A 15,775-nucleotide genomic window follows, 5' to 3' on the forward strand; every position below is an offset into this window, starting at 1 on the left:
TGTGGGCGAAGGGGGACTTGAACCCCCACGTCCCGAAGGACACTGGCACCTGAAGCCAGCGCGTCTGCCATTCCGCCACTCGCCCGAGTAACGCCCGGATACGTTAACACGGGCCACACCGGCCGAACTAATCCGCTGGTGGAGCACGGTTACGGCCCCCGCGGTTCTCGGAGGCGTGCTTCGGGCCGCTCCCGCCTCTATGATCGACCGGATGCCGCCCACTCCAGTGGCGGGGCAGAGGAACCAGACGCACACCGCGTACCCGGGCACACACCACAGAAGAGGAGGCACTCATGGGCATCGTCGGCAAGTTCGAACGCACACTCCAGGGTGCGGTGGGGGACGCCTTCGCCCGACTCTTCGGTGGCAAGGTGGTCGCGGCCGAGGTGGAGTCACAGCTGCGCAGGCAGGCGGAGGCCTCGCTCAAGGTGGTCGACGGTCACCTGCTGGTCTCCAACAGCTACACCATCACCCTCGCCCGGTCGGACTACGCGTCCTTCACGGAGGACGAGGCCCTGGCCGTCAAGACCTTCTCCCGCCACCTCTCGGATCACATCGCGGAGCAGGGATGGGAGACCTACGGCCCGGTCACGGTCACGTTCGTCGAGCGCGACGACCTCCATACCGGACAGCTGCGCATCAACGGGGTCGTGGACCCCGACGCCGTCCCCTTCCACATCTCGGCCGCCGCGCCGGCACCGGCACCGGGCCATCCGGCCCCGTCGTCACCGGTCCCCGCGCCGCCGGACGCCAGTCAGGAGAGACAACCCATGCAGGCACCCGCCTCGAACTATCCCGTCGCCACCCGCTCCGGGTCCGCAGGCCAGAGCACCGGGTGGGGCGGTCCGTCCGACGCCCCCACGCAGATCACCCAGGGACGCGCCTCGCTCTCGGTGACACTGCACCTCGAGGACGGATCCGGTCGGACGTTCCGCCTCCAGCGCGGCTCCAACCTGCTAGGACGCGGCCAGGACGCCGCCTTCCGCCTGCCGGACACCGGGGTGTCCCGGCAACACGCGGACATCCACTTCGACGGCCGCGAGGCGGTTCTGTCCGACCTGGGCTCCACCAACGGGACCACGGTCAACGAGGGCCCCGTGCAGGACTGGCAGCTGGCGGACGGCGACGTGATCCGGGTAGGACACTCGGAGATCACCGTCCGGTTCGACTAGCCTCGACAGGCATGGACCCCCGGGAACCGCCGGGGGCGATCACACGTTGCCCGAGGTGACCTGACCGGAGAGGGAGGACCGAACTCGTGCAGGGACTCGTTCTGCAACTCTCGCGTGGCCTCCTCCTGGCGATGCTGTGGCTGTTCATCTACCTCGTCCTTCGGGCCCTGAAGACCGATGTCTTCGGCAACGTCGGGATGAGATCGGGTGGCCAGGGTGAGCGTCGTGGTGGATTCCTCGGCCGCGGCACCAAAGCGATACGCCACCTCGTCGTCACCCAGGGCGCCCTGGCCGGGACCCGCATCACCCTGTCCGAGCAGCCGGTCCTGCTCGGCCGCGCCGACTCGTGCACGTTGGTGATCGACGACGACTACGCGTCCAACCAGCACGCCAGACTGTCCCCCCACGGGCCGGACTGGTTCCTCGAGGACCTGGGTTCGACCAACGGCACCTATCTGGACAGATCGCGGGTGACCACGCCGGTCAAGGTGGCCGCGGGCACGCCGATCCGGATCGGCAAGACCGTGATCGAGCTGCGCGCGTGACCCCGTCGCTCAGCTACGCCGCCCGCTCCCACACGGGGATGGTGCGCGAGAACAACGAGGACTCCGCCTACGCCGCTCCCCGCGTCCTCGTATTGGCCGACGGGATGGGAGGCCACGCCGCGGGCGAGCTGGCCAGTCAGATCATGGTCGCGACCCTGGCCAGGCTCGACGAGGACCAACCCGGTTCCGACCTGGCCGGCGCGCTCAGCCGCGCGATGAACGAGGGCAACCGGGCGATCGCCGCGCACGTCGAGGCGCATCCGGAGGCCGACGGCATGGGCTGCACGCTGACCGCCCTGCTCTTCGACGGGCGACGCATGGGGCTGCTCCACGTGGGCGACTCACGCGCATACCTGCTCCGCGACGGCGTCCTCACTCAGATCACCAAGGACGACACCTTCGTCCAGTCGCTCGTGGACCGCGGCGAGCTCACCGCCGAGGAAGCCCACGTGCACCCGCGACGCTCGCTCATCCTCAAGGCCCTCACCGGCGAGCCCGTCGAGCCCACCACCGCCGTCCGGGAAGCCCGGGTGGGAGATCGTTACCTCCTCTGCTCGGACGGCCTGTCCGACCCGGTGAGCACCGAGACCATCGCCGAGACCCTCGCCACCGGATCCGCCGATGCCGCCGCCGAGCGACTGGTCCAGCTCGCGCTGCGCTCCGGAGGGCCCGACAACGTGACGGTCGTCGTGGCCGACGTGGTCGACTCCCCCCGCGGCGGCTCGATCGTGCCCGTGGTCGTGGGCGCGGCCTCGACGGACGAGCCCGGCGAGATCGCCGTCAACGCCGACACCGCCGCCGGCCGGGCCGCGGCCTTCTCCCGTGCCCAGGTCGCCTCTCAGAACGGCACGGGAGGCGCCGAGGACAAGGCCGACGAGGGGACGCCGGCCGGGAGCACGGAGCAGCGAGCCGCAGACGAGTCGGACCCCGCCGCCCCCCGCGGCACCCGCTGGCGTTTCGCGGTGAGCGTCGTCGGGGTGATCGTGCTGATCGCGGGACTCGTCGGGGTCTCCGCGCTGCTCGTGCGGAGCAACTACTTCGTCGCCGAGGAGGACAGCCAGGTGGTGGTGAAGCGCGGCATCTCGGGCGAGGTCTTCGGCATCTCCCTCGCCTCCGTCAGTCAGAAGGCCTGTCTGACCGACGACGACGAGCTCACCCTTCACGACGCCGGGACGCTCCCGTCGCCCTGCAACGTCTTCACCATCGGCGATCTGAGCGAGCCGGCCCGCGAATCGGTGCGGGCGGGAATGCCGTCGGGCAGCCTCGCGGACGCCAGGGCCCAGATCTTCCGACTCGCCCAGGACAACCTGCTGCCGCCGTGTGCGCCCCGGCGCGACGGGGGCAGGACCACGGACCCGGCGGAGACCATCACCTCGCCGTCGCCCACCACCACGTCGCCCACCACGTCACCCGGCTCCGCCCCGGAACAGTCCCCCGAGCGCTCTCCCGAACCCACTCCACGCCCCTCCCCGGCCCCCGTGCCGGGAGTCGACTGCCGGGCGGTGAGCTGACCTGTGACCACCCCCGCATCCGGAACGCCCGCGGTCACCGTCCCGCCCCGCCGTGGCAAAGAACTCGTCCTCCTCGTCGCCGCGTCGGTGATCGTCGGATTCTCCCTGTTCCTCGTCCAACTGGCCCAGGAGCAGGAACTGAGCCTGACCCTGATCTGGCTGACCCTGGCCTACCTCGGCCTGTGCGGGGTGGCGCATCTGCTGATCCGGTGGTTGGCGCCGTACTCGGACCCCGTGCTTCTCCCGGCCGTCGCCCTCCTCAACGGCCTCGGTCTGGTGCTCATCTACCGCCTCGACCTGGCCTACGCGGCGCGCGCCGTGGCCAACGGCAACGACCCGCCGGGGATGGACGTCACCAGGCAGTTGCTCTGGACGCTGATCGGCCTGGCCTTCATGGCGGCCGTGTTGTACTTCCTCCGCGACCACCGGGTGCTGTCCCGGTACGGATACACCATGGGCTTCTCCGGCCTGGTGTTGTTGGCGATCCCGGCAGTCCTCCCCGCCCGGTTCTCCGAGATCAACGGCGCCAAGAACTGGATCATCCTGCCCGGCTTCACGATCCAGCCCGGCGAGTTCGCCAAGATCCTGCTCATCATCTTCTTCGCCTCGATCCTGGTCGAGAAGCGTGAGTTGTTCACCAGCGCCGGGCGTCGCATCCTCGGCGTGGACCTGCCCCGCGGGCGGGACCTCGGGCCGATCATCGTGGCGTGGTTCCTCTCCCTGGGCGTGCTGGTGTTCAACACGGACCTGGGAATGGCGCTGCTGCTCTTCGCCACCGTGCTGACCATGCTGTATGTGGCCACCGAGCGGGTCAGCTGGCTGCTCATCGGCGTCGTCCTCGTGGGCATCGGGGGCGTGTTGGCCTACGCCCTGTTCGGCCACGTGCGGGTGCGGTTCCAGATCTGGCAGGACCCCTTCGCCTACTTCGACACCGGCGGTTACCAGAGCTCACAGGCCCTGTTCGGGCTCGCCTCGGGGGGCATGGGCGGCACCGGGCTCGGCAACGGGCGGCCGGACCAGGTGCCGTTCGCGGGCACCGACTTCATCACCTCCACGATCGGTGAGGAGCTGGGCCTGATCGGCCTCGCAGCCGTGCTGATGATCTACGCGATCGTCGTCCTGCGAGGGATCCGGGTGGGCCTGACCATCAGGGACAGCTTCGGCAAGCTGGTCGCAGTCGGCCTGGCGTTCACCGTCGCCATCCAGGTCTTCGTGGTGGTCGGCGGGGTCTCCACCCTCATCCCGCTCACCGGGCTCACCCTGCCGTTCATGGCCTACGGCGGGTCGAGCCTCCTCGCCAACTACGCCCTGTTGGCCATCCTGCTCCGGTTGTCGCACGACGCCCGTCGGCCGATGCCCACCCCGCGTCAGACACCCGCCCTCGCCGAGGCGGCCACCGGCATGATGCGGACCCCGCTGCTGGCCCGCGTCCGGAAGGCCGGGTGAGCACCGGGTGAACGCCGCCATCCGCAGGGTCGCGGTCGCCGCCATCGTCATGGTGGTGGCGCTGCTCCTCCAGCTCACCTGGGTCCAGGTCTTCCGCGCCGACGAACTGCGGGCCGATCCACGCAACACCCGGATGCTGCTCGACGAGTACTCCCGCCAGCGCGGGCAGATCACCGCCGGAGGCCGGGTACTGGCCATGTCGGTGCCCTCAGACGGTAGGTACGAGTTCGAGCGCACGTATCCCACCAGCCCGGTCGCGTTCGGTCCGACCGTGGGGTACTACTCCCTGCAGTTCGCCACCTCCGGGATCGAGCAGTCCCAGGACGCCTTCCTCAACGGGTCGGACCCCAGGCTGCTCTCCCAGCGCATCTCCGGGCTCATCTCCGGCCGGACCCCCCAGGGCGGGTCGGTGGAGCTGACCCTCGACCCCGCCGCGCAGGAGGCGGCCTTCGGGGCACTGCAACGGGGCGCCGGCCAGGGGCCCTTCGTCGGCTCGGTGGCCGCCGTCCGGCCCTCGACCGGGGAGGTGCTGGCCCTGGCCTCCAGCCCGGCGTTCGACCCGAACGCGCTGTCCAGCCAGGAGCAGACCGTCCGCACCCAGGAGATGGAGCGGATCGAACAGAGCCCGGACCGGCCGCTGCTCAACCACGCCACGCAGCAGTCCCTGCCGCCCGGGTCCACCATGAAGGTCATCACGACGGCCGCCGCACTCGAATCCGGGATGGGACCGGAGACCCCGGTGTCCGGCGCGGACCGCACGCTGTTGCCCGGCACCTCCACGTTCCTGCAGAACTACGCCGGCCAGACCTGTGGTGGCGGCACCGTCACCCTCCGCACGGCGTTCGAACTCTCCTGCAACGTGCCGTTCGTGGAGCTCAGCCAGGAGATCGGCACCGACGCGTTCACCGAGATGGCCGAGCGATTCGGTCTGGACGGCGGGGAACCGGACGAACTCGGGATCCCCGCGGCACCGTCCGGACTCGGCCAGATGGAGGACGCGGCGCAGCTCGCCATGAGCTCGATCGGTCAGAGCGACGTCCGCATGACCACCCTGCAGAACGCCATGGTGGCGGCCACCGTCTCCAACGGCGGGGTACGCATGCAGCCCCAGTTGATCCGCTCCCTCACGGCGCCCGACCTCTCCGTGGTCCAGGGGTTCACCCCCGAGGACGCGGGGCGCGCCCTGACCGACGAGCAGGCCGCCACCCTCACCGAACTCATGGAGGGAGCGGAGCGCAACGCCGGCGGCGGGCTGCCCGGGGTGACCATCGCCTCCAAGACCGGTACCGCCGAGCACGGGGTGGACGCCGCGACGACCGTCCCCTACACCTGGTACATCGCCTTCGTCCCCGGCCAGGACGTGGCCGTGGCCGTGGCGCTCGAGTCGGGTCCCGGCATCACCAGGGACACCGTGGGCTCCACCTATGCCGCCCCCATCGGCCGCGAGGTCCTGGGGGCACTCCTCGGGGGCGCGGGATGAGCCTGAACTCCGGAGCGGTGCTCTCCGGCCGGTACCGACTGCTGCGCCTGATCGCCACGGGCGGGATGGGGCAGGTCTGGGAGGCCGCCGACGCGGTCCTGGACCGACACGTCGCGGTCAAGGTCCTCAAGGCCGAGTTCTCCTCCGACCAGGAATTCGTGGAGAGGTTCCGGTCCGAGGCCAAGGTGACGGCGCGGATCTCCCACCCGGGTATCGCGACGGTCTACGACTACGGGCAGATCGACGACCCGGCCTCGGGGAACCCGCTGTCCTACCTGGTCATGGAGTTGGTGGTGGGCGAGCCGCTCTCCGACGTCCTGTCGCGCGAGGGGTCGCTCCCGCTACGCCACACCCTGGACATGCTCGAGCAGACCGGTCGCGCGCTCAACGCCGCGCACGCCATCGGGTTGGTCCACCGGGACGTCAAGCCGGGCAACATCCTCATCACGCCCTCCGGGCAGGTCAAGCTCACCGACTTCGGCATCGCCAAATCGATGGGGTCCGCGGCGGTCACACAGGCCGGGATGGTCGTGGGCACGGCCCAGTACATCGCGCCCGAGCAGGCCATGGGCCACGAGACCACCCCTGCCGGCGACGTCTACTCCCTCGGGGTCGTGGGATACGAGTGCCTGTCCGGGCGTAGGCCGTTCGTGGCCGACTCCCCGGTGAGCGTGGCGATGATGCACGTCCGCGAGACGCCGCCCCCGCTCCCCGACTCGGTACCGCCGCCGGTGCGCAGGCTCCTGTCCGACGCCATGATCAAGGATCCGAACCGGCGGTACCCCGACGGGGAGGCCTTCGCCGAGGCGGTCGCGGACGTGCGCGCGGGCCGTGACCCCCGGCCCCCGCAGGCGTTCGCCGCGGCCGCCGGGGGGGTCCTCGGTGCAGCCGCCGGCGCGGGCGCGGCCACCGCCGCCACCACGGTGCTGCCCGACGAGACCCCCGGGCCGGGCACCGGGGCGCGTCCGGATCCCACCCGGGCGTACACGGCACTCCATCCCGGGTCGGCCGCGCAGGCCGGGTCACGACCGCCGTACCGGACGCAGCGGGCACCCGCCCAGTCCCCCGCACAGGCGCCCGCGCGCCGCCACCCCGCCCCGCCGGTCACCTCACGGCCCCCCCGACGACGCGGCGGTGCGGGGTGCGCCGGCTGGTTCCTCGTCGTGGTGATCGTGCTCGCGGCCCTCGCCGTCGCGGCCGCGATCGCACTGTCCAACGCCGGCGTGTTCGGGCCCGGAGGCCTGTTCGGCGGGACCACACCCACGACCCCGCCCGCGACCTCGGTTCCGCAGACCCTGACCCAGACCCAGACCACCCAGGTTCCGGCCCCCGCCCCGGAGCCCACCCCCGAACCCACTCCCCCTCCCGAGCCGACGCCGACCGAGACACCCCCGCCGCCCGACCTGCAGGACATGCTCGATTCACTGACCTCCGAGTTCAACTCCTTCGTCCCGCAGGCCCAGGCCGGTGGCGGCAACCCGGGCGGCAACGGTGGCGGCAACCCGGGCGGCAACACCGGGCCCGACGCGGCGGCCCCCGGCCCCGGCAGGGCAGGTGACCGCGGATGACCACGCCCCATCTGCTCGCAGGCCGGTACGAGATCGGCGAGGTCCTGGGATTCGGCGGGATGTCCGAGGTCCACCGGGGACGGGACACCGTGCTCGGCCGCGACGTGGCGGTCAAGATCATGCGGCCCGAACTGGCCCGCGACGAGACCTTCTACCAGCGCTTCCGCCGGGAGGCCCAGAACTCCGCGTCGCTCAACCACCCCTCCATCGTCGCGATCTACGACACGGGCGAGGAGCGCACCGACGACGGTGCACTCCCGTACATCGTCATGGAACTGGTCGAGGGCGACACCATCCGGGACATCGTCAAGATGGACGGCCCCATGGAGATGGAACGCGCTCTCGGGGTGATGGCCGACGTCTGCGGTGCTCTCGACTTCTCCCACAAGAAGGGGATCATCCACCGGGACGTCAAGCCGGCGAACATCATGATCTCGCGCGACGGGGCCGTCAAGGTGATGGACTTCGGCATCGCGCGCGCGGTCAGCGACTCGACCTCGACGCTCACCACCACCTCGTCCGTGCTCGGCACCGCCCAGTACCTCAGTCCCGAACAGGCCCGCGGCGAGACGGTCGACGCCCGATCGGACCTGTACTCGGCCGGCTGCGTGTTGTACGAGATGGTCACCGGAACCCCCCCGTTCAGCGGCGAGTCCCCTGTCGCGGTGGCGTACCAGCACGTCCGGGAGTCCCCGCAGCCTCCGTCGGCGATCAACCCCGAGGTCGGCCGGTACGTCGATGCCGTGGTCATGCAGGCGATGGCGAAGAACCCCGAGAACCGGTACGAGACCGCCGGGGACATGCGCACCGACCTGCTCACCGTCCTGAGCGGGGGTCGTCCCGCCGCGCCGCTGGTGCTCTCCGACGACGAACTCGACGACGGCCAGCGGCCCGACGCCCCCCACGGGTTCGCCGGGGCGGGCTTCGGCTCGGGCCGGCCCGACCGGATCCCGCCGTCCGAGGCGCCCACCGAGGCGCACGCACTGCCCGGGCTCACCGCCGGTGCCGCCACCGGTGTCGGAGCCTCGCGGGCTGCGGGCCCCGGCGACGGTGACGGCGGCCGGAGACGCCCCCGCGCGGCGACGATCGCGATCGCGGCCCTGCTCGTCCTCGCCGTCGTGGCGGGTCTGTCGATCTGGGCGACGTCCGACCGCAACGGCGCGGTCGTCCAGGTCCAGGAGGTGACCGTCCCGGAGGTCGCCCAGCGGCCCGTGCAGGAGGTGGTCGACGAACTGACCGCCCTCGGCCTGGAGCCGGTCCAGAACCCGCAACCGGATCAGAGGGTCCCCGCGGGCCTGGTGGTCGCCTCCGACCCGATCGCCGGCAAGCGCCTCCCCGTCGGCTCGGAGATCATTCTCCTGGTGTCCACCGGCCGGCCCATCCTCACGGTTCCCAACGTCATGGGGATGTCACCCGTGGACGCGCGGGTGGCCCTCGAGGAAGCAGGGTTCGAGGTGGTCCCGGAGAACGAGGCCCGCCCCTCGACAACCGAGGACCAGGACAAGGTCGTGGACACCGATCCGCCCCCGGGCGCCCAGGTGCCCTCAGACCGTCCCGTCAGGTTGACGGTGGGGTCCGGCCCCGAGGAACTGCAGGTGCCGGGGGTGGTGGGGCAGTCCATCGACTCGGCCCGGGCGACCCTCGAGGGCCTGGGATTCCGGGTCGACACCCGCAGGGTCGACGGCACCGCGCCGGAGGGTCAGGTGGTGGACCAGTCCACCCCGGCCGGGCAGACGCAGCTCAAGGGAGCCACGATCACGCTGCAGGTCTCGGCGGGGAACCGGTTCCTCATGCCCAACCTCGTGGGAGACACCGTGCCCGAGGCGCTGGCCGAGCTCGAGCGCGCCGGGTGGCGGGGAGGCCGCGGTCAGCTGGTCGAGCTGCCGCAGAACGATCCGGATCTCACCCGGGTGGGGCAGATCTATTCGCAACAGCCGCCTGTCGGCGAGGCCGGGGTGAACGACCAGGTCGTGGTGCGCGTGATCCGCTTCGGGCTGGTACCCGGCCCCGGCTGAGCCCCGCCCCTTCGTCGAGAAGACTGTTCCGCGCACATCGGCCGAGTGGATCTGTGCGGAACGCTCTTATCGATGAGAGCGCAGGGCCGGGTGGGGGCGGGCGCGGGCGTGCGGGGGACTCGGCGCGGGACTCGGCGCGGGACTCGGCGCGGGTGGGGCGGCGCGGCGGCTCAGGCGAGCGCGGCGCCCCGGGCCCGGTCGAGCTCCTGCTCCAGACCCGCCACCAGGGCCTCCTCCGGCTGCTCGCCACACATCCCCAACCAGTTGGCGAGCATGCGGTGGCCTCCGTCGCTCATCACCGACTCGGGGTGGAACTGCACCCCGTGCACCGGCATCTCGCGGTGCCGCATCGCCATGACCAGACCGGACGCGGTCCATGCGGTGGGCACGAGGTCCTCCGGGATGGTCTCCGGCAGCACCGTCAGCGAGTGGTAGCGGGTCGCCGTGAAGGGACTGGGGATCCCGGCGAGGACGCCGGAGTCGTCGTGGGTGACCCGGCTCGTCTTACCGTGCATGAGTTCGGCGGCCCGGTCGACCGTGGCCCCGAACGCCTCCCCGATCGCCTGGTGTCCCAGGCACACGCCCAGCACCGGGACTCCGGCGCGTCCGCAGACCCCGATGAGCGGGATCGTGGCCCCCGCCCGGTCCGGCGTACCCGGGCCGGGGCTGAGCAGGACGCCGTCGAACTCCGCGACAACGCTCGCCAGCGACGCCGGGTCGTAGCCACCGTCGGGTCCGGCGAGCCTCTCGTCGTCGTTCCTCCACACCTCGCACGTGGCTCCCAACTGGCCCAGGTACTGGACCAGGTTGTAGACGAAGCTGTCGTAGTTGTCGACGACGAGGATGCGCATAGATGCAGCGTACTGCCGTCGGTGGGATGAACGTCCGGGGTGGGGCTTGGTAGACTGCCCTGGATCAGCCCCACCAGTGCAGCCCCACCAGCGCGAGGACGTCATGCCCAAGTCAAAGGTCCGGTCGAAGACCGAGTACACAGACGCGGCCGTCAGCCGCACCCCCGTCAAGGTCAAGGGGACGCCCACGTCGCAGTGGTACATCATCGTGATGTTCGGTCTCATGATCCTGGGGCTCGCGTGGTTGGTGACCTACTACATCGCCGGTGAGCGGATCCCGTTCATGCAGTCCCTCGAGACGTGGCAGAACTTCGCCATCGGGTTCGGTCTGGCTGTCGTCGGGCTCCTCATGACGATGAACTGGCGCTGACACCCGTTCTCACGGAGCCCCGTTCCGGGTAATCCACAGTCTTATACACAGGTCACCCCCCGCATCACGCGGGGGGTGACCTGCATTTTCTTATCGAATTGACATCAACGCAGGTCAACGTGGTGCATACGGCGAAGTGACCGCTGTTACCGCTGACCCGACCCGCCCACACAGGCTGTGGACAACTCCCTCCACACTGGGGACAAACCGCCGACGACGACGACGAAGACGACTCCGCAGGTCGGGGTGCCGGGCTCTCGAACGCGGATCGAACTCCACCCGTGTGATTCATCCACACTGTGGATGCCGCCTGTGGATGAGGGAGGATGGGGGGATGAGTGAGCCAGCGGCGTCTCCCGGCGGGCACGGTTCGGGTTCGGGGGGTCCGGATTCGGCGAGTGCGGATTCGTGGGGAGCGGATTCGTGGGGTCCGGGGGTGCTGTGGCCGAGCGCGCAGATCGCCCTCGGTGTCGGTGCCGTGGCGGTGGGGTCGGCGAACGGGGACCCGCTCGGGCTCATCCTCACCGGACTCCTGGCGGTGTTCGTGATCCCCGCGGGGGTGATGCAGCTGATACGGCGTCCCCGCATCGAGGTGGTGGACGGGCAGCTCGCGATCAGGAAGCTCAGGGGCGTGGTGTTCGTCCCGCCCGCCCGGGTCGTCGAGGCGCGGGCACTGGGGGTCGCGCGATGGGGCGTGCGGCAGCACCTCATGCGGCTGGAGTACGTGGACGACCGGGGTCGGGAGGTACTCGAGGTGTTCACGCGAGGCGACCTGGGGACCGATCCGCGTGAGGTGACCGACCGGTTGGTGGAACTGGGGTTCGGGGGCTCTACCCTCTGAGGACGAACCCCGGCGACATGGTGTCGGCCGCGTACCAGGCGGCCGCCGCGACTATCGCCACCAGCACCAGGTAGCCGAGCCACGACACGGCCTCCCGTCCGCCACGGCCCACCCGCCTCGGTAACCGACGGGGCAACGCCACCAGGACCAGCGCGCCGAGCGCACCCACCAGCAGACCGCCCAGATGCGCTGCCAGCGAGACGCCCGGGACCAGGAAACTCACGCCGATGTTCAGGATCAGCAGTATCCCGATCCCCTTGACGTCCACGCGCATCGACATCGCGACGATGGCATAGGCACCCATGAGCCCGAAGATCGCGCCGGACGCCCCGGCCGTGAGCGCGTTCTGGCCGTAGAACATCACGGCGGCGGACCCGCCGAGGGCCGAGACCAGGTAGAGCGCGAGAAACCGCGCGTGGCCGATGCTGCGCTCGACACCCAGACCGAGGATCCACAGCATGTACATGTTGAGCAGCAGATGCATGGGGCCGAAGTGCTGGAACGCCGATGTCATCAGACGCCACCACTCGTCCCGGGCGGCGACCACCGGCGGATACAGCGCCGTGGCCTGGAACAGCGCGGCGGAATGGTTGGCGAGCAGACTCCGCGACTGGGCGACCGTCGCGGCGTAGACCGCGAGGTTGGCGGTGATGAGCCACGCGGTCACCGGCTGGAGGCGTAAGAAGCGGGAGACTGCGCCGCCGCTGTGGGTCTGAGTGGTCATGGCGTGGTGGGGTGTCACCGTTTCTGCATCGTCATGGAGACAGCGACGGCGCGGGACCGGGGTACCGGTGCCCGCGCCGCTGGCCGGGTCGTGTCGCCACGACCCCGGGGATCAACTGTCAGGAGATCTCGATGGACTCGATCACGATGTCCTCCACCGGACGATCCATGGCCCCGGTCTTGGTGGTGGCGATGGCGTCGATGACCTTCTGCGAGTCGGCGTCGGCGACCTTCCCGAAGATGGTGTGCCGGTTGTTCAGGTGCGGCGTGGGGCCCACGGTGACGAAGAACTGCGAACCGTTGGTCCCCGGGCCCGCGTTGGCCATGGCCAGCAGGTAGGGCTCACTGAACTGGAGCTCCGGGTGGAACTCGTCCTTGAACTGGTACCCCGGACCGCCACGACCGGTGCCCGTGGGGTCGCCGCCCTGGATCATGAACCCGGAGATGACGCGGTGGAAGATCGAACCGTCATAGAACGGGCCGCTCTTCTCGCCCTTGGCGTTGGCCTGCGAGTAGTCCTTCGAACCGTCGGCCAGGCCGACGAAGTTCGCGACCGTCTCCGGGGCGTGGTTGCCGAACAGCTCGACGACGATGTCGCCCTTGGTGGTGTGGATGGTTGCCTTCTGCGTTGCGATGCTCACGGCGACCATCCTGCCACGCGGTACCGGTGGATGTCGGTTAGGTGGTGGTCGGGGTCCGGGCCCTGTGCCACCATCTACCCATGAGCACACGAAGTGATCAAGCCGCTGAACGTAAGGCCATCAAGTCCGCCGAGAAGGACCTGGAGAAGGCCGGCACCGCCGCCCGGAAGGCATTCGACCTCAAGGATCCCCGCTTCTTGGGTGAAGCGGCGGTGGCCGCCACCCGCGGGCCCGCGGGTCTGGCCCTGTTCGGCGCCAGCCGCGGCATCCAGGTGCTGCGCGAACGGCGCGCGGAGCAGGCGGAGATCCTGGGCAACCTCGCCGCGGACGCCAAGGAACACGCCGAGTCCCTCCGGGAGCAGACCTCCGTTCTCACCGCCCCCCAGGACACGCCGAAGAAGCGGCGGCGCCTCGCGCCCCTGTGGATCGTCGGACTCGCCGGCGGCGCCGCGGTCGCGGGTGCTGCCGCGTACTTCCTGCGTGGCCAGGAGTACTCCGGGGCCGCGCCCACGACGACCCCCAGGACCACGGCCTCCACCGAACCGGCGGGCACCGCCGGTGAATCCGAGGCCGGCGAAGACCTCACCATCGAGTCCCCCGACCCCGAGGGTCCCGCAGATCAGCCCGACGGCACGGCGCCCGCGGCCGGCAGCGCCGCGCCCGGCCCGGCCGCCGGCTCCGCGCCGCAACCGTCGGACGACGACCCGGCCGCTGGTTCCCCGGCCGACAAGCCCTGACCTGCAGTTGATGGGTGAGCACGACCCTCCGTGGAGAGTCGTCGCCTCTCCGCTGGCCGGGCTGGGGCCGTTGGACGTCCACGCGCTGTACAAGCTGCGCGTGGACGTCTTCGTCGCCGAGCAGGACTGCCCGTACGCGGAGATCGACGAGGTCGATGCCGACCCCGGCACCACGCACCTGTTGGCCTGGGCTCCGGCCACCGAGTCCGGCCCGGAGGAGTTGGTGGCGACCCTGCGCGTGTTCGGGTCGGGGGTCCACGGTGGGGTCATGCACCTCGGCCGGGTGTGTACGGCGCCCGGGTGGCGAGGGCGGGGGATCGCCGGTGTCCTGATCCGTCACGGCCTCGGGCTCTGCGGCGCGATGCCCGTCGAGATAGGCGCCCAGTCCCACCTCGAGGGGTGGTACGAGCAGTTCGGGTTCCTCCGCTGCGGACCGGAGTATCTGGATGAGCGGATCCCACACCTCCCCATGCGGCGCGACCTCGTAAGATGAGGTGTGGCTCACCCCTCCCGACATCTCCCGAGGACACCACATGACGTCTGACGCTGCACCGCCGGTCACGGCCCCTCTGGTCAAGGCACTGCTCCCCGAGAGCGAGATGCCGACCCATTGGTACAACATCCAGGCCGACCTGCCCGAGCCGATGGCGCCGCACCTGCACCCCGGCACCAAGGAGCCGCTCGGCCCGGAAGACCTCGCCCCGCTCTTCCCCATGGCGCTCATCGAGCAGGAGGTCACCGCTGAGAGGTACGTCGAGATCCCGGAGGAGGTGCGGGAGATCTACCGCCTGTGGCGGCCCTCGCCCCTCATCCGTGCGCGCCGACTGGAGAAGGCGCTCGGTACGTCGGCGAGGATCTTCTACAAGTACGAGGGCACCAGCCCGGTCGGCTCGCACAAGCCCAATACGGCCGTGGCCCAGGCGTACTACAACGCCGCGGAGGGCATCACCAAGCTCACCACCGAGACGGGCGCCGGGCAGTGGGGTGCCTCGCTGGCATTCGCAGGCCAGGCCTTCGGCATCGAGGTGGAGGTCTGGCAGGTCAAGGCGTCGTTCGAGTCCAAGCCGTACCGCCGCATGCTCATGGAGACCTTCGGCGCGTCCGTTCACCCCAGCCCCTCCGACCTGACCGAGGCCGGACGGTCCTTCCTCGCCAAGGACCCCCGGACCCCCGGTTCGCTGGGCATGGCGGTGTCGGAGGCGGTCGAGGTGGCGGCGGGTGATCCCGAGTCCCGCTACTCCCTGGGTTCCGTCCTCAACCACGTGTGCCTGCACCAGACGATCATCGGCGAGGAGGCCCTCAAACAGTTGGAGATGTTCGGCGAGACGGCCCCCGACTACGTGTTCGGGTGCGCCGGAGGCGGCTCCAACCTCGCCGGTCTGGCGTTCCCGTTCATCCGCGAGAACCTGGCCGGCGCGCGGACGAGGATCGTCGCGGTCGAGCCGTCCGCGTGCCCGTCCATGACCGAGGGCGAGTTCCGCTACGACCACGGGGACGTCGCGGGGCTGACCCCGCTCATGAAGATGTACACGTTGGGCCAGGACTTCGTTCCGGACCCGATCCACTCGGGCGGTCTGCGGTACCACGGGATGGCACCCCTGGTCAGCCACGTCAAGCACCTCGGGCTGCTCGACTCGATCGCGGTGGAGCAGAACGTCGCCTTCGCGGCCGGTGTGGAGTTCGCCAAGGCCGAGGGAATCGTGCCCGCGCCCGAGTCCACCCATGCCCTCGCCGGAGCGCTCGACGAGGCCCGCCGGCACACCGGGGAAGCGGGCACGGGCCCGTCCATCGTGATCGGACTGTCCGGTCACGGGTTCCTCGATCTCCCGGCCTACGAGTCGTACGTCCGCGGCGAGCTGGGCTGAGCCCGGAGCC

15 protein-coding genes and 1 tRNA gene are annotated in these 15,775 nt (G+C 70.5%); 12 read left to right on the forward strand and 4 right to left on the reverse strand.

Annotation, left to right across the window (positions count from 1 at the left end; genetic code table 11):
- Positions 1-2: 2 nt before the first annotated feature.
- A tRNA-Leu gene (locus H483_RS20520) sits at positions 3-85 on the reverse strand.
- A gap of 208 nt (positions 86-293) precedes the next feature.
- Here H483_RS20520 and H483_RS40430 point away from each other — a divergent pair.
- The 7 genes from H483_RS40430 to pknB all read left to right on the forward strand — a co-directional run bounded on the left by H483_RS40430 (position 294) and on the right by pknB (position 9,737).
- Positions 294-1,172: a DUF3662 and FHA domain-containing protein gene (locus tag H483_RS40430; protein ID WP_017835105.1), complete on the forward strand. Its 879-nt coding sequence runs from the start codon at positions 294-296 to the stop codon at positions 1,170-1,172.
- Between the two features lie 86 nt (positions 1,173-1,258).
- Entirely contained in the window at positions 1,259-1,717 is a 459-nt protein-coding gene (locus tag H483_RS20530; RefSeq protein WP_017835106.1) for an FHA domain-containing protein, read from the forward strand.
- Complete coding sequence (locus H483_RS20535; RefSeq protein ID WP_017835107.1) at positions 1,714-3,228, forward strand: PP2C family serine/threonine-protein phosphatase; 1,515 nt, start codon at positions 1,714-1,716, stop codon at positions 3,226-3,228. The genes H483_RS20530 and H483_RS20535 overlap by 4 nt, the downstream gene beginning before the upstream one ends.
- Positions 3,229-3,231: 3 nt before the next feature.
- Positions 3,232-4,674, forward strand: coding sequence for an FtsW/RodA/SpoVE family cell cycle protein (locus H483_RS20540; protein ID WP_017835108.1), 1,443 nt, complete (start codon positions 3,232-3,234; stop codon positions 4,672-4,674).
- Positions 4,675-4,681: 7 nt separating this feature from the next.
- Positions 4,682-6,154: a penicillin-binding transpeptidase domain-containing protein gene (locus tag H483_RS20545; protein WP_017835109.1), complete on the forward strand. Its 1,473-nt coding sequence runs from the start codon at positions 4,682-4,684 to the stop codon at positions 6,152-6,154.
- Positions 6,151-7,722, forward strand: a complete 1,572-nt coding sequence (locus H483_RS20550; RefSeq protein WP_017835110.1) for a serine/threonine-protein kinase — start codon at positions 6,151-6,153, stop codon at positions 7,720-7,722. The genes H483_RS20545 and H483_RS20550 overlap by 4 nt, the downstream gene beginning before the upstream one ends.
- Entirely contained in the window at positions 7,719-9,737 is a 2,019-nt protein-coding gene (pknB, locus tag H483_RS20555; RefSeq protein WP_017835111.1) for a Stk1 family PASTA domain-containing Ser/Thr kinase, read from the forward strand. Before H483_RS20550 ends, pknB begins: the two co-directional genes overlap by 4 nt.
- Before the next feature lie 170 nt (positions 9,738-9,907).
- Here pknB and H483_RS20560 read toward each other — a convergent pair whose 3' ends face one another.
- Entirely contained in the window at positions 9,908-10,588 is a 681-nt protein-coding gene (locus tag H483_RS20560) for an aminodeoxychorismate/anthranilate synthase component II (protein ID WP_017835112.1), read from the reverse strand.
- 103 nt (positions 10,589-10,691) lie between these two features.
- Between H483_RS20560 and crgA the strand changes: the two genes are divergently transcribed.
- Both crgA and H483_RS20570 read left to right on the forward strand, forming a co-directional pair.
- Positions 10,692-10,958 (forward strand): cell division protein CrgA, encoded by a 267-nt coding sequence (crgA, locus tag H483_RS20565; RefSeq protein ID WP_031264343.1) that lies wholly within the window; start codon positions 10,692-10,694, stop codon positions 10,956-10,958.
- Between the two features lie 334 nt (positions 10,959-11,292).
- The gene (locus H483_RS20570) at positions 11,293-11,799 is read left to right on the forward strand and encodes a PH domain-containing protein (RefSeq protein ID WP_238556187.1); all 507 of its coding nucleotides are present in this window, start codon (positions 11,293-11,295) and stop codon (positions 11,797-11,799) included.
- Here H483_RS20570 and H483_RS20575 read toward each other — a convergent pair.
- Positions 11,789-12,523 carry a rhomboid family intramembrane serine protease gene (locus tag H483_RS20575; RefSeq protein ID WP_017835115.1) on the reverse strand — a complete coding sequence of 245 codons (735 nt, stop codon included), beginning with the start codon at positions 12,521-12,523 and terminating at the stop codon, positions 11,789-11,791. The genes H483_RS20570 and H483_RS20575 overlap by 11 nt on opposite strands.
- A gap of 118 nt (positions 12,524-12,641) precedes the next feature.
- Complete coding sequence (locus H483_RS20580) at positions 12,642-13,172, reverse strand: peptidylprolyl isomerase (protein ID WP_017835116.1); 531 nt, start codon at positions 13,170-13,172, stop codon at positions 12,642-12,644.
- A 71-nt stretch (positions 13,173-13,243) separates the two neighbouring features.
- Here H483_RS20580 and H483_RS20585 point away from each other — a divergent pair, with 71 nt between their 5' ends.
- Genes H483_RS20585 through H483_RS20595 form a run of 3 tightly spaced genes read left to right on the forward strand, consistent with a single transcriptional unit; the run spans position 13,244 to position 15,765 of the window.
- On the forward strand, positions 13,244-13,900 hold the full coding sequence (locus H483_RS20585) for a hypothetical protein (RefSeq protein ID WP_017835117.1): 657 nt from the start codon (positions 13,244-13,246) through the stop codon (positions 13,898-13,900).
- Positions 13,901-13,910: 10 nt separating this feature from the next.
- Positions 13,911-14,393 (forward strand): GNAT family N-acetyltransferase, encoded by a 483-nt coding sequence (locus tag H483_RS20590; RefSeq protein WP_017835118.1) that lies wholly within the window; start codon positions 13,911-13,913, stop codon positions 14,391-14,393.
- 40 nt (positions 14,394-14,433) lie between these two features.
- Positions 14,434-15,765 (forward strand): TrpB-like pyridoxal phosphate-dependent enzyme, encoded by a 1,332-nt coding sequence (locus H483_RS20595; RefSeq protein ID WP_017835119.1) that lies wholly within the window; start codon positions 14,434-14,436, stop codon positions 15,763-15,765.
- Positions 15,766-15,775 lie beyond the last annotated feature (10 nt).

The organism is Dietzia sp. UCD-THP (genome assembly GCF_000349585.1).
Taxonomy (GTDB): Bacteria; Actinomycetota; Actinomycetes; order Mycobacteriales; family Mycobacteriaceae; genus Dietzia; species Dietzia natronolimnaea_A.